This is a genomic window from Shewanella sp. ANA-3 (assembly GCF_000203935.1).
GTDB lineage: Bacteria > Pseudomonadota > Gammaproteobacteria > Enterobacterales > Shewanellaceae > Shewanella.
The window spans coordinates 3,497,681-3,523,922 of record NC_008577.1 but is presented as its reverse complement, the minus strand read 5'-3'; the positions used below and the strand labels follow the sequence as shown (position 1 = coordinate 3,523,922).

Annotated in this window: 16 protein-coding genes; 11 read left to right on the top strand and 5 right to left on the bottom strand. The window is 49.0% G+C overall.

What is annotated here, in order from left to right; translation table 11 throughout:
• Positions 1-5: 5 nt before the first annotated feature.
• The 8 genes from glgB (at position 6) to SHEWANA3_RS15380 (ending at position 16,043) form a co-directional block, all read left to right on the top strand.
• Complete coding sequence (glgB, locus tag SHEWANA3_RS15415) at positions 6-2,243, top strand: 1,4-alpha-glucan branching protein GlgB (protein ID WP_011717796.1); 2,238 nt, start codon at positions 6-8, stop codon at positions 2,241-2,243.
• On the top strand, positions 2,240-4,498 hold the full coding sequence (glgX, locus tag SHEWANA3_RS15410) for a glycogen debranching protein GlgX (RefSeq protein WP_011717795.1): 2,259 nt from the start codon (positions 2,240-2,242) through the stop codon (positions 4,496-4,498). The genes glgB and glgX overlap by 4 nt, the downstream gene beginning before the upstream one ends.
• A 2-nt stretch (positions 4,499-4,500) precedes the next feature.
• A complete protein-coding gene (locus SHEWANA3_RS15405; protein ID WP_011717794.1) occupies positions 4,501-7,014 on the top strand; it encodes a glycogen/starch/alpha-glucan phosphorylase in 2,514 nt (837 codons plus the stop codon).
• Positions 7,015-7,132: 118 nt separating this feature from the next.
• Positions 7,133-8,395 carry a glucose-1-phosphate adenylyltransferase gene (gene glgC, locus SHEWANA3_RS15400; RefSeq protein ID WP_011717793.1) on the top strand — a complete coding sequence of 421 codons (1,263 nt, stop codon included), beginning with the start codon at positions 7,133-7,135 and terminating at the stop codon, positions 8,393-8,395.
• Between the two features lie 67 nt (positions 8,396-8,462).
• Positions 8,463-10,052 (top strand): glycogen/starch synthase, encoded by a 1,590-nt coding sequence (locus tag SHEWANA3_RS15395; RefSeq protein ID WP_011717792.1) that lies wholly within the window; start codon positions 8,463-8,465, stop codon positions 10,050-10,052.
• 109 nt (positions 10,053-10,161) lie between these two features.
• A complete protein-coding gene (locus SHEWANA3_RS15390) occupies positions 10,162-13,191 on the top strand; it encodes an EAL domain-containing protein (RefSeq protein ID WP_011717791.1) in 3,030 nt (1,009 codons plus the stop codon).
• Positions 13,192-13,421: 230 nt separating this feature from the next.
• Positions 13,422-14,822 carry a DEAD/DEAH box helicase gene (locus SHEWANA3_RS15385; RefSeq protein WP_041412706.1) on the top strand — a complete coding sequence of 467 codons (1,401 nt, stop codon included), beginning with the start codon at positions 13,422-13,424 and terminating at the stop codon, positions 14,820-14,822.
• 123 nt (positions 14,823-14,945) lie between these two features.
• Positions 14,946-16,043 carry a GTP-binding protein gene (locus tag SHEWANA3_RS15380; protein ID WP_041412705.1) on the top strand — a complete coding sequence of 366 codons (1,098 nt, stop codon included), beginning with the start codon at positions 14,946-14,948 and terminating at the stop codon, positions 16,041-16,043.
• 37 nt (positions 16,044-16,080) lie between these two features.
• Here the strand turns inward: SHEWANA3_RS15380 and SHEWANA3_RS15375 are convergent, their stop codons facing one another.
• A complete protein-coding gene (locus tag SHEWANA3_RS15375; RefSeq protein WP_011717788.1) occupies positions 16,081-16,857 on the bottom strand; it encodes a transporter substrate-binding domain-containing protein in 777 nt (258 codons plus the stop codon).
• A gap of 338 nt (positions 16,858-17,195) precedes the next feature.
• Here SHEWANA3_RS15375 and SHEWANA3_RS15370 point away from each other — a divergent pair, with 338 nt between their 5' ends.
• Positions 17,196-17,717: a DUF3087 domain-containing protein gene (locus SHEWANA3_RS15370; protein ID WP_011717787.1), complete on the top strand. Its 522-nt coding sequence runs from the start codon at positions 17,196-17,198 to the stop codon at positions 17,715-17,717.
• Positions 17,718-17,862: 145 nt separating this feature from the next.
• Here SHEWANA3_RS15370 and SHEWANA3_RS15365 read toward each other — a convergent pair whose 3' ends face one another.
• Positions 17,863-19,407: an MFS transporter gene (locus SHEWANA3_RS15365; protein WP_011717786.1), complete on the bottom strand. Its 1,545-nt coding sequence runs from the start codon at positions 19,405-19,407 to the stop codon at positions 17,863-17,865.
• A gap of 440 nt (positions 19,408-19,847) precedes the next feature.
• Between SHEWANA3_RS15365 and SHEWANA3_RS15360 the strand changes: the two genes are divergently transcribed.
• A complete protein-coding gene (locus SHEWANA3_RS15360; RefSeq protein ID WP_011717785.1) occupies positions 19,848-21,200 on the top strand; it encodes an MATE family efflux transporter in 1,353 nt (450 codons plus the stop codon).
• 227 nt (positions 21,201-21,427) lie between these two features.
• Positions 21,428-22,939, top strand: coding sequence for a hypothetical protein (locus SHEWANA3_RS15355; protein WP_011717784.1), 1,512 nt, complete (start codon positions 21,428-21,430; stop codon positions 22,937-22,939).
• Positions 22,940-23,602: 663 nt separating this feature from the next.
• Here SHEWANA3_RS15355 and SHEWANA3_RS23635 read toward each other — a convergent pair.
• The 3 genes from SHEWANA3_RS23635 to SHEWANA3_RS15340 form a co-directional block, all read right to left on the bottom strand.
• Positions 23,603-24,196, bottom strand: a complete 594-nt coding sequence (locus SHEWANA3_RS23635) for a hypothetical protein (RefSeq protein ID WP_166485359.1) — start codon at positions 24,194-24,196, stop codon at positions 23,603-23,605.
• Between the two features lie 98 nt (positions 24,197-24,294).
• Positions 24,295-24,741, bottom strand: coding sequence for a hypothetical protein (locus tag SHEWANA3_RS15345; RefSeq protein WP_041412703.1), 447 nt, complete (start codon positions 24,739-24,741; stop codon positions 24,295-24,297).
• Positions 24,742-24,846: 105 nt separating this feature from the next.
• Entirely contained in the window at positions 24,847-25,878 is a 1,032-nt protein-coding gene (locus SHEWANA3_RS15340; RefSeq protein ID WP_011717782.1) for a hypothetical protein, read from the bottom strand.
• Between the last annotated feature and the right edge of the window lie 364 nt (positions 25,879-26,242).

Genomic DNA, 26,242 nt, shown 5'->3' with positions numbered 1-26,242 from the left:
GCCAAATGATGACTCAAGCCCAGACTTACTTCTATGACGGTAGCGATGTTGCGCTGTTAAATGGTCAATATACGGATGTGTTTTCCCTGCTCGGTATGCACAGCATCAACGAGGGTAAGGCCTTGGTGGTGCGCTGTTTTTTACGCAACGCCCAAAAAGTTGATGTGATAAGTCTTAAGGATGGCCGTAAGGTAGCGAGCCTTGAGCGCGTTAATGAGGCGGGGCTATTTGCAGGCACGCTTGGCAGACGGGTTAAGCCTTTTTTGTATGCGCTACGGGTGGTTTATCCCCTCTGCGAGCTGGATATTATCGATCCTTATCAGTTTGGTTCTCTCCTCGATAGTCAGGACTTATACCTCTTTGGCGAAGGAAGTTCTGAGCAGGCCTATCGCTTTTTAGGTGCGAACTGGCGCCACGTCGATAACGTCGAAGGCGTGCATTTTTGCGTATGGGCGCCCAATGCTAAGCGGGTTTCTGTGGTGGGGGATTTTAACCACTGGGACGATACTCGCCATGTGATGCGCCAACATATGGCCAACGGCTTATGGGAGATTTTTCTGCCAGATGTTGCCCAAGGCGCGCACTATAAGTTTGATTTGGTTTATCAAAATGGCGAGCGCCACGCCAAATCCGACCCTATGGCGACCCAAATGGAATGTGCACCGCACAATGCCTCCATAGTGCCGAAAAAACACCAACACCCGTGGGCGGATACACAATGGATGCACAAACGGGCGACCACGGCTTGGCATCGCGCCGCTATGTCTATCTACGAAGTGCAGCTAGGCTCTTGGCGCCGAAAAGGTGAGTTCGGTGAGCAATATTTTGATTATCAAGACTTAATCGAGCAATTGATCCCCTATGTGAAGGAGCAAGGTTTTACCCATATAGAGTTGATGCCAGTCAGCGAGTATCCCTTCGACGGCTCTTGGGGGTATCAACCCGTTGGCCTGTATGCGCCGACCCATCGTTTTGGCGATGCCAATGGCTTAAAGGCCTTTATCGATGCCTGCCATCAGGCCGAGATTGGTGTGTTACTCGATTGGGTCGCGGCGCATTTCCCTAAGGATCCCCATGGCCTTGTGCGTTTCGATGGCACTTGCCTCTACGAACATGAAGACCCGCGTAAAGGTACGCACCCCGATTGGGACACGCTGATCTATAACTACGACCGTGGTGAGGTACGCAGCTTTCTGCTCAGCAATGCCTGCTATTGGCTGCGGGAATTTCACCTCGATGGGCTCAGGCTTGATGCGGTGTCATCCATGTTGTACCTCGACTACAGCCGTGAACCCGGGCAATGGCTGCCCAATGCCTATGGCGGACGGGAGAATTTAGAGGCGATTCATTTTCTGCAAATGTTGAATCAACGTTTGTATCAAGCCTTCCCTGGCATTTGCATGATAGCCGAAGAGTCGACCGCCTTTGCGGGGGTGACTAAGCCGACGGATTGCGGCGGGCTGGGGTTTGGTTTTAAGTGGAATATGGGCTGGATGAACGACAGCCTAAGCTACTTGGGCCGCGATCCCATCTATCGCCAGTATCACCATAACCAGCTGACCTTTAGTTTGATGTATGCCTATTCGGAGCAATTTATGCTGTCGATAAGCCACGATGAAGTGGTGCACGGCAAGGGCTCTTTGCTGCATAAAATCCCTGGCGATGACTGGCAAAAATTCGCCACCCTCAGGGCCTATTACGGCTTTATGTGGGGGCATCCGGGCAAAAAATTACTGTTTATGGGCGGCGAGTTCGCCCAGCGCGACGAATGGAACCATAACCATAGCCTCGATTGGCATTTGCTCGCTTTTGAACCCCACCAAGGCGTACAGCGCTGGCTTCGGGATCTGAATTGGCTTTATCGACAATTCCCCGCCTTATCCGTGCTCGACTATGAGTCACAGGGGTTTCGCTGGCTTGATTGTGACAATGGTCGCGACAGTATTTTTAGCTTTGTTCGCTATGGCGAGGGTAGTGATGTGCCCTTGGTGTTTGTGGTGAACATGACGCCAACCCTGCACCAAGGATTTCGTATCGGCTTGCCCCAAGGCGGGGATTTTTGTGAGTACCTCAATAGCGACAGCCATCTCTATGGCGGTAGCAATCAGGGGAATGCGGGCAAGGTGATTGCCGAAGATTTACCTTGGCAGGGCATGGCATCGAGCGCGTTGATCACTGTGCCGCCCCTGGGTTGCTTAATCCTCGGGCCTGCGACGGATGCGCCAAGAGATACCAGCCTATGACGAATCCTGTGCCTGTAAATGCTGATGGCTCAACCGCGTATAACCTAAGTGCGGGGCAGCCCTTTCCCTTGGGGGCGACGGTCGATGATGGCGGGGTGAATTTCGCCCTGTTTTCGGCCCATGCCACTGGGGTGGAGTTATGTCTGTTTAATGCCCGAGGCGAGGTGGAAATTCAGCGCATCGCCTTGACGGAGCAGACCCAGCAGATCTGGCATTTGTATGTGCATGGACTGAGTGCCGGCCAGCTTTATGGCTACCGTGTTTATGGTCCCTACGAGCCGCAATTAGGCCACAGATTTAATCCGCATAAGTTGCTATTAGACCCTTACGCTCGCCAGCTCGTGGGACGCTATCACCACCATATCGCCAACTTTGGTTATGAGATTGATAACCCCAACGAGGACTTATCTTTCAGTACCTTAGATAACGCGGACTTTGTCCCAAAATGCAAAGTGGTCGATACTCGACCCCTTTTGGATGCCGCTAAGGCCCATACTATTCGGCCGCTTGCAAGCAAGCGTGAGCCATTGCCACTTGAGCAGTGCATTATCTATGAGATGCACTTAAAGGGATTTACCGCGCTGCACCCTGAGATAGATGCGCCGCTGCGTGGTACCTTTGCTGGGCTGGCATCGAATGCCGCGATAGATTACTTAGTCAATCTCGGCGTGAATTGCGTCGAGTTACTGCCGGTTCAGGCATTTTTCTCCGAGCCCTTTCTGCTTGAAAAACAGCTATCTAACTATTGGGGCTATAACAGCATTGGCTTTTTTGCGCCTGAGCCGAGTTATCTCTCGGGTGAGGATATCGGCGAGTTTCGCAACATGGTGGATGCGCTGCACGGTGCGGGCATCGAAGTCATTCTCGATGTGGTCTATAACCACAGCGCCGAGGGCAGTCGTCTCGGACCGACTTTTAGCTTTCGCGGCATCGACAATCTGAGTTATTACCGACTGCATCCAAACGATAAACGCTTTTATATCAACGATACCGGCTGCGGCAATACCTTAAACCTCAATCACCCACGCATGTTGCAGTTGGTGTTAGATTCGCTGCGTTACTGGGTCGAAGTGATGGGGGTCGATGGCTTTCGTTTCGATTTAGCCGCCTGCCTTGGCCGTGAAGCCTATGGATTCGACCCAGGTAGTGGTTTTTTCGATGCGTTGCTGCAAGACCCAGTACTTTGCCGGGTGAAGCTGATTGCCGAGCCTTGGGATATTGGTCCGGGTGGGTATCAGCTGGGTAATTTCCCGGTGGCCTTTAGCGAGTGGAATGACAGATACCGCGACACTATGCGGCGTTTTTGGCGGGGCGATCACGCCATGTTGCCCGAGTTTGCGAGGCGATTTCATGGCTCGGGGGATTTCTTTGAGCATAGCGGTCGTCCTCCTGCCGCCAGTATCAACTTTTTAACCAGTCACGATGGTTTTACCCTTAAAGATTTAGTGAGTTATTGCGAGCGGCACAATTGGGCCAACGGTGAAGAAAACCGCGACGGCCACCATGAGAACTTCAGCCATCACTACGGAGTAGAGGGCGACACCGACGACGCCACCATTCTTGCGCTGCGCGCTCGCCAGCAACGCAATCTATTGACCACATTATTCCTTTCCCAAGGGGTGCCCATGTTACTCAGCGGCGATGAGACGGGCCGCACCCAAGGCGGGAATAATAACGCCTATTGCCAAGATAACCCATTGAATTGGTTCGATTGGTCATCGGATGGCATGGATAGCTCATTGCTGAGTTTCACCTCACAGTTGATTGCCTTGCGTAAACGCTTTCCGCTCTTGTGTGCCAAACGTTTTATCCATGAGCAGCTAGTGGCCAATGCTTTCGATTGGTCGTCTGAGTCATCTTCAACTCAAGCAGCAAGCCCTGTATCAACCCCATCGGGGGCGAGGCTGGATTGGTTTAGTCGCCAAGGTGAACCTATGAGCAAAAGCCTGTGGAGTGAGTCCATGGGCCGCAGCCTCTGCGTGGTGCTATCGGGCAATTTAACCGCCACTCAACCACAGACTCAGGGTGACAGCCTTCAAGCACTGTTGTTAATGGTCAATGCCGATGAGCATCCCTTGGCCTTTACTCTGCCGATTTTTGACGGTTTAGGGCCGTGGCAATGTCTGCTGCATACCCAAACCGACCCACAATTTTTAACTCCCACTGAGCCGCTGGATGCTCAGTCCTCACCGACGCGGTACTTGCTACAGGATCGCAGTCTTATGCTGTTTCATGCTGATTTTATAAGGAATTAACTATGAGTCATAACAGTGAGCTGAGCCCAAATACCAGCGGCGTTCCCCCCAAAAAACGTGCCACTAAGGCCGCGCCGAGTAAGCCAAAAGCGACACTCGAACCCTGCGAGCCCTGTGATGCCCTGCCCGCGACCTTTAATCGCCATGTGCGTTATGGATTAAGCCGCGGCGAAGTGGCTCACGGTGAGTTATTTCAAGCACTGGCACTCAGCGTTAAGGAGCAAATGTTGGATGAGTGGCGTGAGACGCGCATCAAAGATAGCTGCTATGACAACAAGCAAGTGGCCTATTTATCGCTGGAGTTTCTGATGGGCAGGGCATTAGGTAATGCCTTGTTAAATCTAGATTTAGAGCAAGACAGCCGCGAGGCGCTTAGCCAATATTCCGTGTCTCTTGAGGAGCTTGAGGAGGCCGAACACGATGCGGGGTTAGGCAATGGTGGCCTTGGTCGACTCGCCGCCTGTTTTCTCGATAGCTGCGCCAGCATGGATTTATCCGTCACGGGTTATGGCATTCGTTACGAATACGGCATGTTCGCCCAGAAGATTGTCGATGGCTATCAGGTGGAGCGTCCGGATCGTTGGCTACGTGAGGGCAACCCGTGGGAGGTGCGTGTTCCGCACCATAATGTGACGGTAAAGTTCTTCGGTCACACCGAATCCTATGTGGATAAACAAGGGCGCAGGCACATGATTTGGGTCGATACTCAAGATGTGCTCGCCGTGGCCTATGATATGCCCGTGCCCGGTTATCGCAATGGCCGGGTGAATAGCCTCAGACTCTGGAAGGCCGAGGCGACGGATGACTTTGATTTAGCAGAGTTTAACCAAGGGGATTACACAGAGGCGGTGGCGTGCAAGAACCTCGCTGAACAGATCACTATGGTGCTGTACCCCAACGATGCCAGTGAGAACGGTAAGGAGCTGCGGCTGCGTCAGCAGTACTTTTTGTCCTCCGCTAGCCTGCAGGCGATTTTAAAGCGTTGGGTGCATCACCACGGCCATGACTTCAGTGAGTTTGCCGCGAAAAATGTGATCCAATTGAATGACACTCACCCGAGTATTGCCGTCCCCGAATTAATGCGGCTGCTGGTGGATGAATATGGCCTAGAATGGGACGCCGCGTGGGCGATTACCAGCCACACAATGGCCTATACCAATCACACATTGTTGCCCGAGGCGTTAGAGCGCTGGCCCGTGCGTATGATGGCGTTGATGCTGCCGCGAATTTTAGAAATCATCTATGAAATCAACGCCAGATACCTAGATTTAGTTGCCCATCACTGGCCGGGAGATGGCGCTAAACTGGCCAGCATGTCGATAATTCAAGATGGCCCCGATCCCCATGTGCGCATGGCGTACCTAGCCATAGTGGCGAGCTTTTCGGTAAACGGTGTGGCGGCGCTGCATACCCAGTTATTAAAGTCGGGCCTGTTTAAGGATTTTTATAGCCTGTGGCCGGAGAAGTTTAACAATCGCACCAATGGCGTGACCCCAAGACGTTGGTTAGCCCACTGCAATCCCGCGCTCGCCAAACTGTTAACCAGCCATTTAGGTAAGGGTTGGGTGACGGATTTAAGCCAGCTGACGGCGCTCAATGCCTTAACCCAAGACGCCAGCTTTATTCAAAAGTGGCGTGAGGTGAAACAAGCCAACAAGGTGCAACTCGCTAAGATGATCGCCAAGGAATGTGGCGTCGAGTTTGACCCTGCAATGCTGTTTGATGTGCAGGTTAAGCGGATCCACGAATACAAGCGTCAGCTCCTTAATATTCTGCATGTGATCCATCTGTACCATCAAATCCAGCAGGGGCACACGGAGCATCTAGTGCCACGCTGCGTATTGATTGGCGGTAAAGCGGCGCCCGGTTACTTTATGGCGAAACTTATCATCAAACTCGCCAGTAATGTTGCCCATATGGTCAACTGCGATCCTGTGGTGGCGCCTTATCTGCGCTTTGCGTTTCTGCCCAATTACAACGTCAGTGCCATGGAAAAAATCTGCCCCGGCACCGATGTCTCCGAACAAATCTCCACCGCGGGCAAGGAGGCCTCTGGCACGGGCAATATGAAGTTCATGATGAACGGCGCACTCACCATAGGCACCTTAGATGGCGCCAATATCGAGATGCTCGAAGAGGTGGGCGAGGATAACTTTTTCCTCTTTGGCCTCAACGCCGAGCAAGTGACCCAAATGCGCTGCGATTATCAACCGCAGCGGATTATCGCCGAGTCCCACGCCTTATCCGAAGTCATGGCCTTACTCAAGAGCGGCCATTTTAACCTGCTGGAACCGGGGATTTTCGATCCCATTATCGCCTCGATTGAAAGCGCGGATGATCAGTGGATGACGGCGGCGGATTTCGACAGTTATCGCCTCGCCCAAGAAGCGGTGGCGAAGGCCTATAAAGATCCGAAAAAGTGGACGCAAATGAGTATTCGCAACACCGCGGCCAGCGGTCGCTTCTCCAGTGATGTGACGATTGCGGGCTATCGAGATGATATTTGGAAACTGTAACGGAGAGATTAATGAGCAAAGGAATGCGATGTTGTATGCAATCCTGCGGCCTTAGGGCGGCAGGGAAGAGTGGTTGTGAAGCAATCGGCACTGATGTGCTATTTGGGGAGTAGAGCCTATGTCTAATGTACGTTATATCAGTAATTTAACTCGTGAAACCTATGCATTGATTTTGGCTGGTGGCCGAGGCTCGCGTTTACATGAACTCACCGACTGGCGCGCTAAACCCGCGCTGTATTTCGGTGGTAAGTTTAGGATCATCGATTTTCCGCTGTCGAATTGCATCAACTCGGGGATCCGCCGCGTTGGGGTGGTGACCCAATATAAGTCGCACTCACTAATTCGCCACGTGATGCGTGGTTGGGGCCACTTTAAAAAGGAATTAGGTGAATCGGTGGAGATTCTGCCCGCCTCACAACGTTACTCTGAGAATTGGTATCAAGGCACGGCTGACGCGGTATTCCAAAATATCGACATCATCCGCCATGAGCTGCCCAAGTACGTGATGGTGCTGTCGGGTGACCATGTCTATCGCATGGATTACGCTGGCTTACTGGCCGCCCATGCCGAGTCCGGCGCCGATATGACAGTCTCCTGCCTCGAGGTGCCTGTGGCCGAGGCGGCGGGTGCATTTGGGGTGATGGAGGTCGATGACGAGATGCGCATCCTAGGATTTGAAGAAAAACCCAAGCATCCTAAACACTCCCCTGGCAATCCCGAGAAGTGCCTCGCCTCGATGGGCAACTATGTGTTTAACACAGAGTTTTTGTTCGAACAGTTGAAGAAAGATGCACAAAACGCCAATTCCGATCGCGATTTTGGCAAAGACATTATTCCCTCGATCATCGAAAAACATAAAGTGTTTGCTTATCCCTTTAAGAGCGCCTTCCCCAATGAGCAAGCCTACTGGCGCGATGTGGGCACCTTGGATTCCTTCTGGCAGGCCAATATGGAATTGTTATCGCCCACGCCCGCCTTAAACCTCTACGATGCCAAATGGCCGATTTGGACCTATCAGGAGCAATTGCCGCCTGCTAAGTTTGTGTTCGACGATGACGATAGACGCGGCATGGCGGTGGATTCGATTATTTCCGGCGGCTGTATTATCTCGGGCGCGACCGTGCGCCGCAGCGTATTGTTTAACGAGGTGCGGGTCTGTTCCTACTCAGTGGTTGAGGATTCGGTGGTGCTGCCCGACGTGGTGGTGCTGCGCCACTGTAAGATTAAAAACGCCATCATCGACAGGGGCTGCATCATCCCCGAAGGCACAGTGATTGGTTATAACCACGACCATGACAGGGCAAAAGGCTTTAGGGTGTCCGAGAAAGGCATCACCTTAGTCACCCGCGATATGTTAGGGCTACCCGTGGGCTATGAGTAAGGCCAAGTCGATAATCTGCTTGAATATTAACCCTGTTGGAGTTTGAAGTTAGGTGAAACGCATATTAATGGTCGCGGCGGAAAATGGGGCGCTGAAAGGGGCGAAAGTGGGCGGTATGGCGGATGTGATCCGTGACTTGCCTCAAGCGCTCGCGGGTGTTGGGATCCAAGCCGATATAATTATGCCAAGCTACGGATTTTTAACGGACCTTGGAGCCAAACTTATCCATGAGTTTGAGGTGAGTTTTGCTGGGCGACAGGAGCCAATTAAGTTGTATTGGCTAGCGCACCCTAAGGTGCAGGGCGCCAATATTTACTTGCTCGAGCATGGGCTCTGGCAATCGAGCCCTGGACAGATTTATAGCCAAGGCACGAGCGACCGCCCCTTTGCCGATGATGCGACTAAGTTTGCGCTTTTGTGTGCAAGCGTAGCCAAAGCCTTAGTGGCAGGGCTTGTGCCTATGCCAGAGCTTTTACATCTGCACGACTGGCACACTGGATGTTTAGCCATGCTGCGGGCGCTGGCGCCTGAGTATCAAGCATTGCAAAGCATAGAATGTGTGTTTTCGATTCATAACCTTGCGCTGCAGGGGATAAGGCCGCTGAGCCATGATACCTCAAGCTTTGCGGCTTGGTTCCCTCACTTATTCGCCCAGTTAGATGAGGGCCAACGCGCCCAGATTATCGATCCCCGCTATCCCCACTGCATCAACCCTATGCGGATGGGGATAACGCTGGCGGATAAGGTTCATCTCGTCTCACCGACCTACGCCAAGGAGGTATTGCTTCCCTCCCGCCCCGAGTTGGGTTTCTTCGGTGGTGAAGGCTTGGAGGCAGATTTACAACGCAAAGCCGAGCAGGGGCGAGTGCTTGGTATTTTAAACGGTTGTGAATACCCTGAAACCTTGGCCCAAACCTCCCTCGAACGTATGGGATTAACTGAGTTTAAGGCGTTACTGAGTTGCATCGAGTCGGCCCTAGTGCAGTGGCTGGGCGGGCGAACTCAGGTGAGCGGCGTCGATATGATTGCTTTTATGCGGCTACAAGCCCTGTGGCGTCAGGCCTCTGCGGGGGAGTTTCCGGACTTTGTGTTGACCTCGGTTGGTCGGCTGACCGATCAAAAAGTGCTGATCCTGCGCCATATTTTACCTTCTGGCTTATCGGTATTAGAGACGTTATTGCAACATTTGCCGCAAACCCAGCCTAAGGCACTGTTTGTACTACTGGGCAGTGGCGACCCTGAGATAGGGCTGTTTTTTCAAACTCTTGCGGCTAAGTATGCCCATTTTGTGTTTCTGCTGGGATACCATGAGGAGCTCTCACAGTGTCTTTATCAACTGGGTGATTTATTCCTGATGCCAAGCTCCTTCGAACCTTGCGGCATCAGCCAAATGCTCGCCATGCGTAGCGGTCAGCCTTGCCTAGTGCATGGTGTGGGCGGATTGCGGGATACGGTCGAGGACAATGTCGATGGCTTTGTGTTCTATGGCGAGGATATCAAGACGCAGGGTGAGGCGTTACTAGTAAAGCTTGGCGACGCATTGGAGTCATTTGGCGCTGGTGATTGGATGCAATACAAGCGTAATGCCAAAGTGCGGCGCTTTGATTGGCGTAGCATCGCCCTCGAATACAAGAAACAACTCTACAACATTTTGTGAGTTACCCCTTGTAATTAGACCATGATTTGTAAGCAATTCTGCTACACTTGTGAGGGAGAGTTTTCGTAAGATAATCCGTTCCCTCATTTTTGGAGTTGCTTCCACATCCATGGATAAAAGCATTTTCTTACCCTTAGTACAAAATGCGGCGTTATTGCTCGCCTTGGTGTTTTTGTACGATGCGATTCCTAAAAAGCATCAGCGGCAGTATTTTTTGCTGTGGCGGCTGGGGATCGGATTACTCATAGGTGGCATTGGCGTCACTATTATGAGTACCCCATGGATGTACGAACCCGGCATTATCTTCGATACCCGCTCTGTGCTCCTATGTGTCACCGGCCTGTTTTTTGGCGGTTTGCCCACCGCCATCGCCGTTGTGATGACAGCTATTTATCGGATCAGCATTGGCGGCGCCGCCATGTGGGTTGGCTTAGGGGTAATTATTTCCTCAGGCTTGATTGGGGTGATATGGCGCCAGCAACGTAAATCTTACCTTGCCAATATCTCGGGCAGAGAAATCTTCAGCTTTGCCTTCGTCGTGCATATCGTCATGTTGTTGTGGTTCTTTTTGCTGCCGGACAAGGTTGCCATTCCCGTGCTGCAAAAAATCATGTTACCCGTGCTAACCATTTATCCCCTCGCGACTTGGCTACTGAGCCGTTTACTCTCCCGCCGTTTTGAGCTGGAGCGTGACGAGCAGATCCGTTTGCAGGATGATTTCCTGTTCCGCAGCCAATTTAACGTTGGCAATATCGGGATTGCCATTACCGGCGTCGATCAAAAGTGGATCAAGGTGAATCCAAGGCTTTGTCAGATGCTGAAATACTCAGAGGATGAGCTGCTGCATATGACCTGGAAACAGCTTACTCATCCCGATGATGTTGAGGCGGATATCGTCAAGTTTGAGCTGATGTTGGCGGGTAAAATCGATAACTATGAAATGGATAAACGTTTTATCGCCAAAGATAATTCGATTGTATATACCCATATGACGGTCGCCTGTAAGCGCGCGAATCATCAAGTGTTATTGGTGATTGCGGGTTACTTAGATGTCACCGCCCAGACTCTTGCCGATAGGGAAGTGCTCGCCAGTCGTGAGCAACTCGAGCTGGTGTTAAGCAGTAGCGATTTGGGCGTTTGGGACTGGGATATCCGTAATGATCATATCGAGCGTAACGCCCGCAGTGCCGATATTTTAGGTTGCGATATCGATATGCTCAACGCCAATAGTCGCCAATGGATGGACTCGATTGTCGCCGAGGACAGACCCAAGGTGCTGCACTCCATCGAGGCCCATATTCGCGGAGAAACGCTGCAACATAAGATGGAATATCGCTTAAAAACCCTCAACCGCGACATCCGCTGGATTTTAGATACGGGCAAAGTGGTGAGCCGCGATGCCAACAACAACGCCTTAAGAATGTGCGGTACCTATACCGATATCACCGAGGCCAAGCTTATTGAAGAATCCCTAAAGCTGTCGGCGCTGGTCTATGACAACAGCTCAGAGGCTATGAGTGTGCTCGATGAGACGGGGGTGATCATCACTGTCAATGCCGCATTTACCGCGATTACGGGTTACAGCGAGTCAGAAATTCGTGGTCAGCATATTCGCCTACTTTATTGCGATCTCAACGGTCACGGCTTTTATACTGAGATGAATAATGAAATTCGCGAAAAAGGTGAGTGGCAGGGGGAGATGCGCCAGCGACGTAAGAACAATGAAGAGTACGTCATTTGGCTCACCATCAACACCATCAAAGATAAAGATGGCCAACCTTACCGGCGTGTGGCGCTGTTTTCTGATATTACGGATAAAAAGCAGAGCGAGCATTTGATCTGGAAACAGGCCAACTACGACACGCTAACGGGCTTGCCGAATCGGCGCATGTTGCTCGAATATTTAGGCGCCGAGATCAAGAGTGCCGACCGCAATCGCAATCATTTTGCCTTGATGTTCCTCGATCTGGATTACTTTAAAGAAGTGAACGACACCCTAGGCCATGCCATGGGGGATCTATTGCTGATTGAAACCGCCAGTCGCTTAAAATCCTGTGTGCGGGATGCCGATGTGGTGGCGCGCCTCGGCGGGGATGAGTTTACTGTGGTGCTCAGTTCAATGGTGGATCACAAGGGGATAGAGCGGGTCGCCGAACATATTTTAAGGCGCATTGCCGAACCCTATGTGCTGGGGGAGGAAACCGCCTATATCAGCGCCAGTATTGGCATTACTCTGTATCCCGATGATGCGACCAGTATCGAAGGTCTGCTCAAACATGCGGATCAGGCCATGTATGCGGCGAAAGATCAGGGCCGCAATCGTTTCAACTATTTCACTCCTTCGATGCAGGAATACGCCAAGTATCGGATGCGCTTAATCCAAGATTTGCGTCAAGCTGTGGTGAGCAAAGAATTTGAACTGCACTATCAACCCATAGTGACCATGACCACGGGCGAGGTGCTTAAGGCCGAAGCGCTATTGCGTTGGTTTCACCCGGAGCGGGGTTATGTCTCCCCTGCGGAGTTTATTCCCGTCGCTGAAGATACCGGGCTGATTGTCGAGATTGGTAACTGGGTCTTTGAGCAGGCGGCGCGGCAAAGTGCCCTGTGGCGTAAAACCTTTGGAGTCGATATCCAGATCAGCGTTAACAAGTCACCTATCCAGTTCCGCGATGAGGGTACACTGCTGCACAATTGGCTGGAATTACTGCAGAAATTAGATGTCACCGGCACGGGCGTGTGCGTCGAAATTACCGAAGGGTTACTCCTTGATGCCAGTATGGGCGTCACCGAAAAGCTCTTGGCCTATCGGGATGCGGGCGTACAAGTTTCCCTAGACGACTTTGGCACAGGTTATTCGTCCTTGGCGTATTTGAAGAAGTTCGATATCGATTATTTAAAAATCGATCAATCTTTTACCCGCAATATCGACACCGATGAAAGCGACCAAACCCTGTGCGAAGCCATTATCGTAATGGCCCATAAATTGGGAATGAAAGTCATCGCCGAAGGGGTCGAAACCGAGGCGCAGCGCCAAGTCTTGCTGACTGCGGGCTGTGACTATGGTCAGGGCTATTTATTCTCTAAACCCGTGAGTGCCACAGAGTTTGCGAGCAAGTATTTGGTTAAAGAGGCTTAGTTGATAGCTGTGTAACTATTCTCCTGCGCTTATGGTTATCTTTTGCCTATAAATGCGCCGCAAATTTTGCTAGACTCCGCGGCCCCGTAAAGGGCCATGTGGCGGCTGATTCGAATAGCAGTTGATTCGTGTAGTGGCTGATAAAGCCGCAAACGACGCCGCACTTTATGGAACCAAGCTGCACGCAGCGGTTTTGCATTCACACTTCGCACTCACAAAAAAGAGCTTTTATGAAATTTGACACACTCGGCTTATCTTCCCCTATTTTGAATGCGATAGCTGAGTGTGGCTATCTGCAGCTCACGCAAGTGCAGCAGCAGGTGATCCCCCTCGCGCTCGAAGGAAAAGACATTATGGCCTGCGCCCAAACGGGCACGGGCAAAACCGCATCCTTTGCCTTACCCGTGCTTGAGCAACTGTCAAAACAGCCAAATGATAAGCCTCTGCTGCGTGCGCTAGTGATGACACCGACACGGGAACTGGCGATTCAAGTTTGCGCTAACATTCAGAAATACAGTCAGTTTTTACCCCTGAAAACCTTAGCCGTTTATGGCGGCGCGAACATGAATCCGCAGCGAAAAGGGGTGGAGCAGGGCGTGGATATTCTGGTGGCAACACCAGGGCGACTATTCGACATTATTGGCCAGTTCCATTTAGACCTCTCTAGTGTGACCACTTTAGTGATCGACGAAGCGGACCGCATGCTCGATTTAGGCTTTGTGCGCGACATTGAAAAGGTAAAACGCCTTATCGCCACTGAGCATCAAACCATGTTGTTTTCAGCCACCTATAGCGATGCGGTAAAGCAGCTTTCCCATAAGATGCTCAATCAACCCGAGTGGGTGAATGTGGCCGAAAATACCACGGCATCCACGGTTGAGCAGTTGGTCTATCGAGTCGATAAACGCCGCAAGGCCGAGTTATTGTCTGAGCTTGTCGGGCGCAACAATTGGCGTCAGGTGCTGGTGTTTGCCAGCACCAAGGAATGCGCCGAGCATCTATTGCAGGAGCTCACCCTCGATGGGATCAGCGCGGGCGTGTTCCACGGCGATAAAACCCAAGGCGCGCGTAATCGTGTGCTCGATGATTTTAAAGCGGGCAAATTGCGAGTGCTGGTGGCGACCGATGTGGCGGCGCGCGGCTTAGATATTCAAGCGTTGCCCTTAGTGATTAACCTCGAATTGCCATTCCTTGCGGAAGACTATGTGCACCGTATTGGTCGTACTGGCCGTGCGGGACTTTCGGGGCGCGCGATATCATTTGTGTCTCCAGCCGATGATGAGATGTTGGCCGAGATAGAGGCCTTGATTGGCCAAACCTTGCCAGTGACGGTACAGCCCGGTTACGAGGAAGGCACACCGCTGCCAGCGCGTTACCGTGAGGCGCCTACGGACACCACTAAGACCGCTAAGTGGAATTACAAGAGCAGTCGCAATACGGGGGCTAAAGGGGCGGGCGGCAATGGCACGAAAGCTAATGGCTCGAAAGGCAACGGCGCGCGAGGTAAGGGTGGCTTTGGCGGCAACGCCGGATTTGGTCAATCGAGCGAAAGCCAGGCGCGGGCGCGTAAATCGCCAGCCCGTGAAGGTAAATACGCTAAAAATAAGCCGAATACTCAAAAGGGTAAATAATCCCTCAGCTTCCACTTATCCATTTATCAGCGCGCCATTGGCGCGCTTTTTGTTGAGCTTTTACGGGATAATCCCTACACTCGAGTGCCCTCAATTCTGTTCGTTGCCATGAGAGTGCCGTCCATGATAATCAAAGCCATTCCCACCAATATCATCACAGGTTTTTTAGGCGTCGGTAAAACTAGCCTGATTAAACAGCTCCTTAAGACCAAACCCGAAGGTGAAACTTGGGCGGTATTAGTGAATGAGTTTGGCGAAGTTGGGATTGATGCTGGGTTGATGGATGCCAGCGACAGCGGCGTGCAAATTCGTGAGGTGGCGGGGGGCTGCATGTGCTGCGCTGCAGGTGTGCCGACTCAAGTGGCCATTAATCAACTGATCGCCCGGGCTAAGCCCGACAGATTACTGATTGAGCCAACGGGGCTTGGGCATCCCAATGAAATTATCAAAGTGCTCAGTGCGCCCCATTATCACAATGTTATCAGGTTGCAGAGCACCCTATGCCTTATCGATGCCCGCAAATTACGGGATGAGCGCTATCGTGGACATGACAATTTTATCCAGCAGTTGCACGTCGCCGATGTGATAGTCACAACGAAAACCGATTTGTACCCCGAGTTTGAAGCGGCAGAGGGCGGCCACTTGGCGGACGACTTAAGTCAATATCTGAATGAGTTACAGCTGAGTGATACTCGCGTGATTGAACACAATACGTCACAGGGATTATCCGAAACTTTGATAGGCAGCCTTAAACAGTCACGTCGTCAAAAGGCATCGATGGGAAAATCCGCCGTTTTTACACCAGTGGCAGCATCTACAAGTCTTTTGCGTAAAAGTGGCGACAGCTTAGGAGCACAGGGCGTTTTTGCCGAGGGCGCGAGCGAGCAAGCATTTAAGTTTGATGCGCGCGGCCTAGTGCGTAAACACAATCAGGGCGAAGGCTGTTTTAGCTGCGGCTGGGTTATTGAGCCAATGCAAGAGTTTGATTTTGATAAACTCATGCAGTTTATCTCGGCACAGACTCAAGGCCATTCTGCACTTTTGCGGTTAAAAGCGGTGATGATCACCAGCGATGGTATTGCCGGGATCAATTGGAGTGATGGCGATATGGCGGTGACTGAGCTGGACGATAGCCTAGATTCACGCTTAGAAATGATCTCGACCCAAGCGCTAAATTGGGATGAGATTGAGCAAGGTTTGTTGGGGTGCTTAGCGCGCTAGGCTAAGTGAGCCAGTTAATCTGAAGTTGGGAGTCGTGTTACTCGGTCAGCATAGTATCTGGGATAGACACGCCTCTTGCCTTCGCGAGGTTCGCTAATTCACCGCTTTGCACCATATCCTGCAAAAACAGATCGAAACTATCCAGAAGCGGTTGAAATTGTGCGTATTTTGGAAATGCCATAAAGCCATCTTGAGTATCAATCGTGGGCGACAGTGGCGCGATAGCCTGTGGGATCTTGATTTGCGCCAGTAAGGCTTGAGTGTTACGCACATTGCTGGCGAGCAGATCGAGATCGCCACGGGATAAGCGCTCTATACCACTCTTAAGATCGGTAAATTCATTGACGGTGAGCGACTTAGTACGCTCGTTAAACAGATAGCCGTAATTCCAGCCCTGCATCTTACCAATTCTTAATCCACGGATACTGGCGTAGTTACCATCCCAAGGTGTGGGATTGTGGGTTCTGGCGTAAAAGACAATGTCATCGCGGTAAAAGGCGAGGGAGGAAAAGGCTAAAACTTTCTGCCGAGCCTCGGAAATGTAGGGGCCAATCAGAATATCCGCTTGCCCTCGCTCGACCATAGATTGAGCGCGGCGCCAAGGCGCAAGTTGATAGTGAATCGTCACTTTTTGCTGTTCGGCAAAGCGATTCAGAATGTCCACACCTAAACCGCTGTATTCACCTTTGGCATTCTGTTCGAAAATCTGGCTAAACGAGGTACCGACGGCAAGCAGCTCCTCTGCCTGTGCGGGCGGGCACAGGCTTGAGAGGATAAAAAGGCTGTAAGCGATAAGCACTCTTTTAAATGCCATTGACGGTTCCTTTATGACTACTATAGGAATTTAGTTCAATTTTGAGGTAGTTATTAGGTAAATGTTCTTTTCCCTCAATACTGGCAAATTGTACAACGATTTTTATGCTTATTTCGCAGTTTGCAAAGCGACATTACAGAATAAGAGTGTTTCTTTAAATGGAAGATAAGCGAATCAATTTATTAGTATTTTACGAGTTTTTTAATCTGGCTATACCTGTTTCAATTTGTATCTCGCCAAGTTTGATAGCGGGTTTAGGATGTTGATATTCAGGCAGGCTCAAGCAAACTGAGTTATGCTGCGCCGCCAATAGGTATTTTTCGATAAGAAGTGAGCCAATGAAGTTACAGCAAGTAGATAAAACGGTTTACCGTAGCAATATGAACCTGTTTATGGTGGCCTTAGTGCTGGGGCTGATAGTTTTGTCCTTAAGTTTTGGGGCGGGATTGATTGCGCTCTTTGGTGTCGAGGCTGTGCCCGGTGAGCCGACGGGGAATTTCCATTGGAACCTACTCGGGGTGATTTTGGCGGTGTTACTCTGTAGCGCCATAGTGTATCAGCTTAAGAGTAAACCCTTCTTTAGAGAGATTTATTACGTCTGGCAGTTAAAGCAGCTGCAAAATCGCATTTATCGTAAGCTGAGTAAAATTCGGGCCGCGGCGGCGGATAATGATGTAAAAGCCTTGATTACGTTGCTGTTTTACTTCACCAGTTTACGCCAAGTCTATCTGCTGGATGATAATACTTTGACCTTATCCAGCGTCGATAAGGAGTTAAACCAACTGCAAGAGCAGTGCAACGCCTTGGAGTTAACGCTCTCGGCCGAGCAATTTGAAGTAGCGCTGTTAGCGGGTTTTTAGTGGCATTTGTGCCAAGAACCCAATAAAAAAAGTGAGTGCCTACGCACTCACTTTTTTCGAACTTACTTTTTAGAAATCACTCTTTAGATAAGTCTATTGGGGTAAGTACTTACGTCTCTTATTACGCCCCAGAAGACCCAGTCGATTAGTGCGCGGCTTGCTGCGCCCGTTGCAGCGACAGTAACCACTTACCATAGATATAAATCCCCACAGCCGAAATGGTGCCGATCGCGGCGATAATATACCAAGCCATACCGATATTGTGGCTATGGTAGAGCAGCTGAGTCAGGTCATGGGCGTTTTCGCCAGTAAAGCTCACTAAGGTGGTAAAGGCTTCCCCTTGCGGGATAGCATTCACATCCGTTGAGCTCATGCCGCGCTCGAGTAATAACTCGCGTGAGAACAATTCTTTCGAGGCAAAAATCTCATAGAGTTTAGGGCCGAAATAGCCTTCTAAGCCCCAACCAATCCCTTGAGGTAGCATCACAAAACCAAGGTACATGGCTTTTTTACCTTCGGGGGCAATGTTACCCATAAACTCGTTTTTCTTCGGGCTTATCATCATCTCGCCGATGGAGAACATGGCAATGGCAAGCACAATAAACCAAGCGGCATGGAAGGCGCCGATAAACACAAAGGCTAAGATACTCAGTAAACAGCCAATCAGCATCGCCGTGGTGATGCGGTACTTGGCGGTAAGGGCGGCAATTAAAAAGCAGCTGGTCATAATCAGGCCGGCGTTGAGGTTCAGCATGCCTTCTGGCATCACCTTGGTGCCTTCGTTATTTAACCCGAGCCAGAACTGTAAAATGCCGTTGCTAGTGCCTTCACTGCCAAACAGACTAGTTACAATCACGCTGGTATCGACCCACTCGGAGATGTGGATCGGCAGTACGTCGAACAGGGCGTTAAAGAGGAACCAAAAGCCTGAAAACACTAGCATGTAATAAATCACGATAGGCTTTTTCAGCTCATGCCAAGCATCGCGCCAGAGCGCTTCTTGCTTAATTTCGCCGGATTTTATTTGCTGATTACGGGCGATGCGCTCGGCCTTACCCGGCTCGGTATAGGTTAATAAGAACAAGAAGTTTAATGAGATAATCGCGGCGCAGGCGTAAAACACATTATCCCAAGAAAGCTGGCGCATATGCACGGCAACCAATGGGCCCAAGAAGCCACCGATATTCACCACTTGGTAAAATATTCCCCAGGCCATGGAGGTGTTATTGCGATTGGTGGAGAGCACTAAGGTGCCTTGAATGCCGGGTTTAAATATCCCTGTGCCGATGGCGAGTAATAATGCCCCCGATAAGAAACCCCAAAAGGTGGGGAAAAACGCCATGGTCAGGTAGCCCATGATTTTAATCACGGTTGAGGCAAAAATGGTTTCCTTGTAGCCGACCCTATCGGAAATCCCGCCAGTAAACACGGGCACAAAGGTCTGCATAATGGCCCAGAGCGAGATAATGATGCCATAGTCGCTGAGGCTGATCCCCAGACCGCCCGCCGACTCGGGGGCTTTGGCATATAAACCCGCACTGGCTTTGACACCGTAATAGGCGATACGCTCGACCAGCTCCATGCCGCCCACTAACCAAAAAATATAACTTAGGCTAGTGATCGAGGCCCACATGCCTAACTGCTTGACTTCGCGCAGATCATTCTCTGCATTTGGACTATTGTGACTCATGTCCTTCCCTTTATTATTGTTATTGAATTTAATTCCACTAATTCATTATTAATTAAATGGTTAACTCAATTGCGTTGGCAAATAATGCCTAGGTAATTAACCTAATTCGGGCAATTTAAGCCTACACTTTACCTAATTAAGGGTTAAATACCAAAAAAGTAGTGAAAAATGATGAGTTTCGCCACATCTGTTATTAAGTGATGCTCGCTTGTTGCAATCAAGGAGTAAATGTGTGCAAGCAGTAAGGTATTGTGCTGATTAGTTTTTGTTACAAATCCACCTCATTCAATCCCTTTGGTATTAAGGCAAAATTTAGGTACAATCCTCTGCCGCATTTTTGTTCATCCACTATTTTATCTGTGCGAATACAGCTTATCTGTGTGAATACAGTCAGAATACTGTGAGTGCGAGCCCTGCCTTTATTTTTGTGAGATTAGGTTATGACTGCAATTTCCCATAGCGCAACGGACCAACGCCTGCTGCAAGAGCCGATTGCTAAGCTTTTCTGGCGCTATACCATTCCAACGATCGCCTCCATGCTGGTGACAGGGGTGTATGTCACCATTGATGGTATTTTCGTTGGTCATTATCTTGGCGAAACCGGGCTGGCGGGTATGATGCTGGCCTATCCCGTGGGCGCGATTCTCTATGCCGTCGGCGCTATGATAGGCATGGGCAGCGCGGCGTTAGTCTCAATTAACTTAGGGCAAGGTCATGTCGCCAAGGCGCGTAAGTTGCTCGGCAATGCCTTTAGTTTATGTTTACTGGCGGGGGCATTTTTTGCCTTAATCGGCGGGATCTTTTCTCGGGATATTTTAATTGCCCTTGGCGCCGAGGGGGAGATACTCGAAAACGCTAATGAATACTTGTTCTGGTATTTTGCTCTATGCCATTTCCCTATTATTTCAATGGCATTTACCACCTTGCTGCGTAACGACGGTCGCCCCTCCATGGTGACCTTTGTGCTGATTTTAGGTGGCGTGCTGAACACCTTTTTAGATTGGCTGTTTATTGTGGTGTTTCCCTTTGGTTTGGCCGGAGCGGCGATTGCCACCATGTTGTCCCAGGCCGTGACTGGTTTACTCTGCCTGCAGCATTTTTTTGGGGCGCGCACTCAGCTCAAAATCAATCTTGAGCAGATGAAGCTAAAACTCGATAACTGCCTCAATATTGCCCGTGTTGGCTTGCCAAGTTTTTTGATGAACCTGTATTTGTCGATTGTATTGACCCTGCATAACACCGCCTTTTTATGGGTCGGCGGTCCTCTGCATGTGGCGGCATACGGGGTGGTGAGTTACACCGAAGCGTTTTTCTATCTGATTTTTGAAGGCATTGCCCTCGGCACTCAACCGATTTACAGCTTTAATGCGGGGGCAGGGCGCTTCGACAGGGTTAAGCAGGCACGCAATATCGCCTTTGGCATGACCCTACTCACCGCTGGACTCTGCTTAGTGTTGATTTATTCCCGCCCCGAATGGTTGGTATACCTATTTGCCGGTGACAACCCAAGCTTAACGCCGGTCGCGATTGAAGGCATGCGTTGGTATTTCTGGGGCTTACCGATGGAAGGCTTGATTCTTGTGGGCGCCAGTTTCTTCCAAGCGATTAATTGTTCTAAACAGGCCTCGATACTCACAGGGGCGAAACTGCTGCTTATCGCCGCCATTATCTATTGTTTTGCCTGGGCCTTTGGCGTGATTGGCGTGTGGGTGTCGCTTGCGACCTGTAGCACTATGCTGGTGATTTGGATGTTTATCGCGATGGGGCGGCTCCAAGTGAACGCTAAAGTCTGATGTTGTTTACGCATTATCTTTACCTTCGAAACCGACTTAGTACTGGCGTGTCGGCATGCGCTCTGTTACATTTCGCTGGTTTAATCCCAGCTTAAATTTAGCGCAGTTTTTAGCGTGTTTTTTGTACTAAAATACGGCGGCCGACTGACGGTAAAAGCGTGTGGATAGGATAGAATTCTGGGCCTTTTCAGGCTCGTCGTTTGTTATTTATGTTTTATGAGGCTCTTATGCGCACCGCTGCAGTCATCTCTATGCTGTTGTTTGGCGTGTTAACCAGTGTTAATGCCAGTGCCAAGGATAATGAGCTAGTGTTTGCTAGCGATTTTGAGGGTAACCGCTTATCCCAACCTTGGTCTTGGATCATGGGCTGCCAATTTGAGGGCGCAGAGCCCCACAGTGGTGAGAGCGCATTGTTATGTGCCGAAGGCAATAGCAGTATCGTCAGTAAATTCCCCGTCTCCGAAGCGGGTCTGTTGGAGTTTTGGGTCAAGACTCAAAATATCCAAACCCAATATCGCATTAATGTACTCACATCGCCAGTATTAAAACTGGATGCTCAGTGGCAGCATGTGGCGCTGATCGATATTACTCCTGCGACTACCGAATATTTGGCCCACAGGGTGTCGATTGACGATCCGAGCCGCCAGTATATTCGCCTCGATATCGAAGCCATCAATGGCCCCATCAGTTTGGATGACTTAACCTTAGATAAAATTCGCCTCGATATCGCGCTGCAAAAAAACGAGCAAAAAATCATTGGCGGCATTTTAGATAAGCTCAAAGAAGACAAAAACTACGAGGTTCAGGCCGAATCCTTTAGAACCTTGGGTAAAAATTACGCTGCCCAGCTCGAAAGCCAAAGACAGTACCTCGAGTATTCCAATGCGATTTACTCGAGCATCACCTTTGTATTGGCGACTTCTGAACGTAATAAAATGTCTAACCCATTGGGTTATAACACCTTTAGGTCGGTCTTAACCGATGCTAAGCGGGTGGCATCGCCGATTCAACAGGCGCGTTTAGGCTCTATGGTCAAACCCTTTGGTGACTTAGCTACCGCCACCTTAAATGTGGTAAGTGCGGGCGCATATTCGGCATTTGCCGAACCCTTTAAATCTTTCCTGGCGGCCACCTTCGACCGCTCAAACTATGACAACAGCGACTTAAGCCGCAGTGATAAAAAGTTTGCCGAGGAAAACGGCCTTAAGATTTATCAGCAAGCCGAACGCTTTATGGCTGAAATCGAAAAAGAGTTGCAACAGGTGACGGCGCTCGATAACGATTTAGTCAATATGCAGAAGAACTTAGATACTTTCCGTAAGGATTTAGATAAGCATCTGCGTAGCTATCTACAGCATGCCAGCATTGCCCGTACGCCCGAAAACTACAGTAAGGTGATGAGTAAAGATGAGCAAACGCGGGCACAGATTATGGCCGATGTGAATGCCAATATCAGCGCCAAGGCCGACGCCTTATTAGCCGCAAATAGCAATGCCGAGCTAGTGCAATACATGATTAAAACGACTGAAAAAATGGATGAGTTTCAGGAGTTTAAGGAGCGATTCAATCAAATCACCTCGGCGATGTTAACCTTCTACGATCGCTTTGAGCGCTCGATTGCCGCCGAGCAAAACCCATTCACCGACCCAAGCGATAGGGCGGTATGGGAGCAACATGCCCAAAGTGCGCGCAACTATATTCGCCAATCGAAGGAAGCCTTTACTAAGGCCTTTATGTAGCGGATGCTTATCGCCAAGTGGTCGTAATGGTCTCAGTCACTTGGCTTTTTCGATTTTTCTTTGGGGTTATTAAGGATAAAACAGGGCGTCAGAAGCATATTCGGTTCGTAGGCAAGGATGATGAGTCAACCCTATACAAGCACTCGATTTGACACAGATACCGCCACCATGGCGGTTTTCGATCCCGCGGCATTAGCCCATCGCTTTAAGCGCATACTTAATTGTCTCGTCTAAGGTTCTATCCAATAGAAAAGCCGCCAGTGCTGAGTATATAGTAAAAAGAATGTCTATTCGCGTGTGAGTGAGTGACAGCCCTTTAATAGCAATGCTTCTTATGGAACTCATAAGCGTACATACCATGTATAATAGTGTGTACGCTTTTTTGTCCCTGAAGGCTTAGCAAGGAGATGGTCTCACTGCGTGAAACCATCTCCCTGCCAAAAGGGTACTTAAGGGACATGATGGTAAAGTAAAATAATAAAGCCACTCCTGACGCTCGCGCAGCTCACTACTCGCTAGGCATTTATGATTTTTCTTGACCATCGCTTGTGACATGTTTCGGGACAAAAACACGTTAGTTTTTTTACTCTAATCAGTTCGTTTCAGATTAATATTTCTATGGGGTAATTTCTAATTGTGAGGCAGCATAGCTTCCCGCACCAATTATTTTTTAGGCGCTTCGATATGTATATTATTCAAAAAATTAAATGCAATATTGATACTACTTTTCAGCTCAGAAACTTCATTCTTACAGTGCTTTAATTGAATTGAGTCACTCAAAAAACTTATACTCATTTCTATGGGATTGAACCGTTTTAAGACAAGTGTTTTATCAGATGGCGGTTGTACACTTACATGGATGAAACTTAATGAAAATAGTTCGTTTATGTTTTTGAGTTCTTTGTCAATTCTTTCATCGTGATGTTCCCATGAGTTTCTCACCATTTTTGAGGTGATATTTGGGAGTGCTATATCTCCTAATAAGTTTTGAAGTTCATTACATCTTTTTTTTGAATCTGATGTTTTTGATGAGTATAGCAATCGATTTATCGCTGACATTGCAGAAAGACACACTGTCGCTTCAGATATAATTGAAAGTGGTGAAAATTTGTTGCCATCATTGATTGATTTACTTATCGCAATCCAGTGTTCAGATGCTTTTTCAAGTTTTTCATAAGCCAACAAATATAAGTCACATTGTATTGAAATTTCACTTAGGAAAATAACTGATGAGAAGTAAACTTTAGGAATTGGCATATGTATCTCGAATTAGCAGCTAACGCCCACAGTTCGGGCCGAAATCCGCGCAGCGGTTGAGGTCCTGGCCACGCAGTAGCAGATTGTGACTGCGCTTGTTAAGTGCGTTGTTTGGCATATAGCTCCCTCGCTTTTTGTAACCGCTTCACAATAGCCTGATATGTTGGACCTTTTCTAACGTCAGCAATACCTGCTGTACCATTCTTCAAATAAAACGCCTCAACTTTTTCAATGTACTGCGCACAGTAAAATATCTCTTGTTCGTAATTTTTTTCTTTCCTAGATAGAATTGCCACGCGCTCAAAATAATAAGGTGCTGGAACCATACCAGCTTTTTCCATTGTCTTTAGTTCTGCATCGCAGCAGCGCTTCATTACATCGATGTCATGCTTCTTCTCGTCAACCTGCTTCCAAGTTTGTTTGCCATCGACTAAATTAGCCCCGTCCGTAACCTCTGCGATTAACTCACCACTGGTTTTAGGGGCTCCATCCTTTTTGTGCATTGAAGGTTGCTTTTTTTTGAACAAGAAACTTAAAAGACTCATCTGCATTCCTCAGTACATAAAGTTGCCTTCATCGGAGCAGGCGCGTTAGCGACTGCGTCCGTTGGAAGGCCTTTTTAAACGAAAAACTCGACACCCGATTCTTCGCTAATTTTTTTGTATTTTGGCATATTCAATGAGCTCATTGTAATAGGCGTGACCGTGCCCCATATCTACTTCCTCGCAGAAGATAAGCCTCTCATATGGCTCTCCTCCATAATTGAAATGAGTGTAGATATGCGGAAAGTAATAATACTCATCACCCTTCCAGTTAACAGTGACAATTGAGTCGAAAGGTATTTCACCAATTAGGAATGCCTTAATGTCACCCTTCTCACCTGCTTTGTGATCTGTATATCTCAGTCCTTCGTCAGTTTGCGTAAGATTACTGATTCGCAGTAAAACCTTTATCCCTTTTGTGTATGTTTCTAACATACCAAGGCGAAACCACGGCGATATCCCTGTTTCCTCTTCACTTGTATTTGGATATCCATCTACTCGATCCACGTCTCTAATAATGACATCCGACCTTAGCTTTTTTGCCCGTATTTTACTCAGTTCTGCCTCGAACTCTTTTCTTAAAGTTTCACGATGCTTCACTTTTTCCGCGGGACTTGAAAAGATAGGAGCTGTTGTTTTGGGTTTACTAATGAATGGATAAAGTGCTGATTTGAAAGATGCTATAAGTTCATTTCTAACTGTTGCTTTATCAGCGTAGTTGTCGTCACTGAGGTTGTAAACGATGGGCCATCGTTTATGCGCCAAATCAAACGGTAGGTTCTTGTCTGGGCTGCCGAACGAAGAATTCATGATATTAATTACGCGACCATCACCAAGGCGGCTTAAAGCATAGCCAAGTTCAATTAGAACGTTGGGATTCGGGCAGTATTTCTCATTTTCTGATTTGGTAATGAATGTTATGTCACCAATAAATATGTCACTTTTTTCAATTTTACTAAGGATGGTGCTTGCTATGTCTGGCGACCCTTGTACGTCTTTCGTGTCGTGATCCAGTCTTAATGCATCCTCAATTTTCAAATCTTGGTTGAGTTGCTTTATGGCTCGTTCAAGACAGTCTTTGATGAAGTTCCGATTGAACTTGTTTTCAATATCACTCTGCCAAGAATAAAAAATCTTCAAATCAGGTTTCCTTCTTCTTACCGCTTAACGTCTTAGTATTTATGCGCTGCGCTGTTTGCAGGGCATAAATCGCTTTTTGGACTTGGCCGCTGCCACATCCGTGTCAATTGGTATAAATGATGCTATAGGAATTTGCTTTTTCGCGGTAGCGGTTTTTTATATAGTTTGATGGGTAATTACTTGATATCGTTTTAGCTATCTCATTATTTTACGCTCACTTTCGACTGAATATTGACCTTGGTTAACAGTATTTTGTCTCCGCATTCAGACTAACACTCGTACCACATTTTCTCATTGGCTAGGGTCATAGCGGTTGATAACTAATAAGGTTAAAACTCTGTAGCATTACTAAAATTTGGTCAAC

Excerpts from the sequence above, each read along its gene's own strand:
- SHEWANA3_RS15385 (WP_041412706.1), top strand. The coding sequence starts at position 13,422 with ATGAAATTTGACACACTCGGCTTATCTTCCCCTATTTTGAATGCGATA.
- SHEWANA3_RS15395 (WP_011717792.1), top strand. The coding sequence starts at position 8,463 with ATGGTCGCGGCGGAAAATGGGGCGCTGAAAGGGGCGAAAGTGGGCGGT.
- SHEWANA3_RS15380 (WP_041412705.1), top strand. The coding sequence starts at position 14,946 with ATGATAATCAAAGCCATTCCCACCAATATCATCACAGGTTTTTTAGGC.
- glgX (WP_011717795.1), top strand. The coding sequence starts at position 2,240 with ATGACGAATCCTGTGCCTGTAAATGCTGATGGCTCAACCGCGTATAAC.
- SHEWANA3_RS15355 (WP_011717784.1), top strand. The coding sequence starts at position 21,428 with ATGCGCACCGCTGCAGTCATCTCTATGCTGTTGTTTGGCGTGTTAACC.
- SHEWANA3_RS23635 (WP_166485359.1), bottom strand. The coding sequence starts at position 24,196 with ATGCCAATTCCTAAAGTTTACTTCTCATCAGTTATTTTCCTAAGTGAA.
- SHEWANA3_RS15375 (WP_011717788.1), bottom strand. The coding sequence starts at position 16,857 with ATGGCATTTAAAAGAGTGCTTATCGCTTACAGCCTTTTTATCCTCTCA.
- SHEWANA3_RS15370 (WP_011717787.1), top strand. The coding sequence starts at position 17,196 with ATGAAGTTACAGCAAGTAGATAAAACGGTTTACCGTAGCAATATGAAC.
- SHEWANA3_RS15405 (WP_011717794.1), top strand. The coding sequence starts at position 4,501 with ATGAGTCATAACAGTGAGCTGAGCCCAAATACCAGCGGCGTTCCCCCC.
- SHEWANA3_RS15390 (WP_011717791.1), top strand. The coding sequence starts at position 10,162 with ATGGATAAAAGCATTTTCTTACCCTTAGTACAAAATGCGGCGTTATTG.
- glgC (WP_011717793.1), top strand. The coding sequence starts at position 7,133 with ATGTCTAATGTACGTTATATCAGTAATTTAACTCGTGAAACCTATGCA.
- SHEWANA3_RS15360 (WP_011717785.1), top strand. The coding sequence starts at position 19,848 with ATGACTGCAATTTCCCATAGCGCAACGGACCAACGCCTGCTGCAAGAG.
- glgB (WP_011717796.1), top strand. The coding sequence starts at position 6 with ATGATGACTCAAGCCCAGACTTACTTCTATGACGGTAGCGATGTTGCG.
- SHEWANA3_RS15345 (WP_041412703.1), bottom strand. The coding sequence starts at position 24,741 with ATGAGTCTTTTAAGTTTCTTGTTCAAAAAAAAGCAACCTTCAATGCAC.
- SHEWANA3_RS15365 (WP_011717786.1), bottom strand. The coding sequence starts at position 19,407 with ATGAGTCACAATAGTCCAAATGCAGAGAATGATCTGCGCGAAGTCAAG.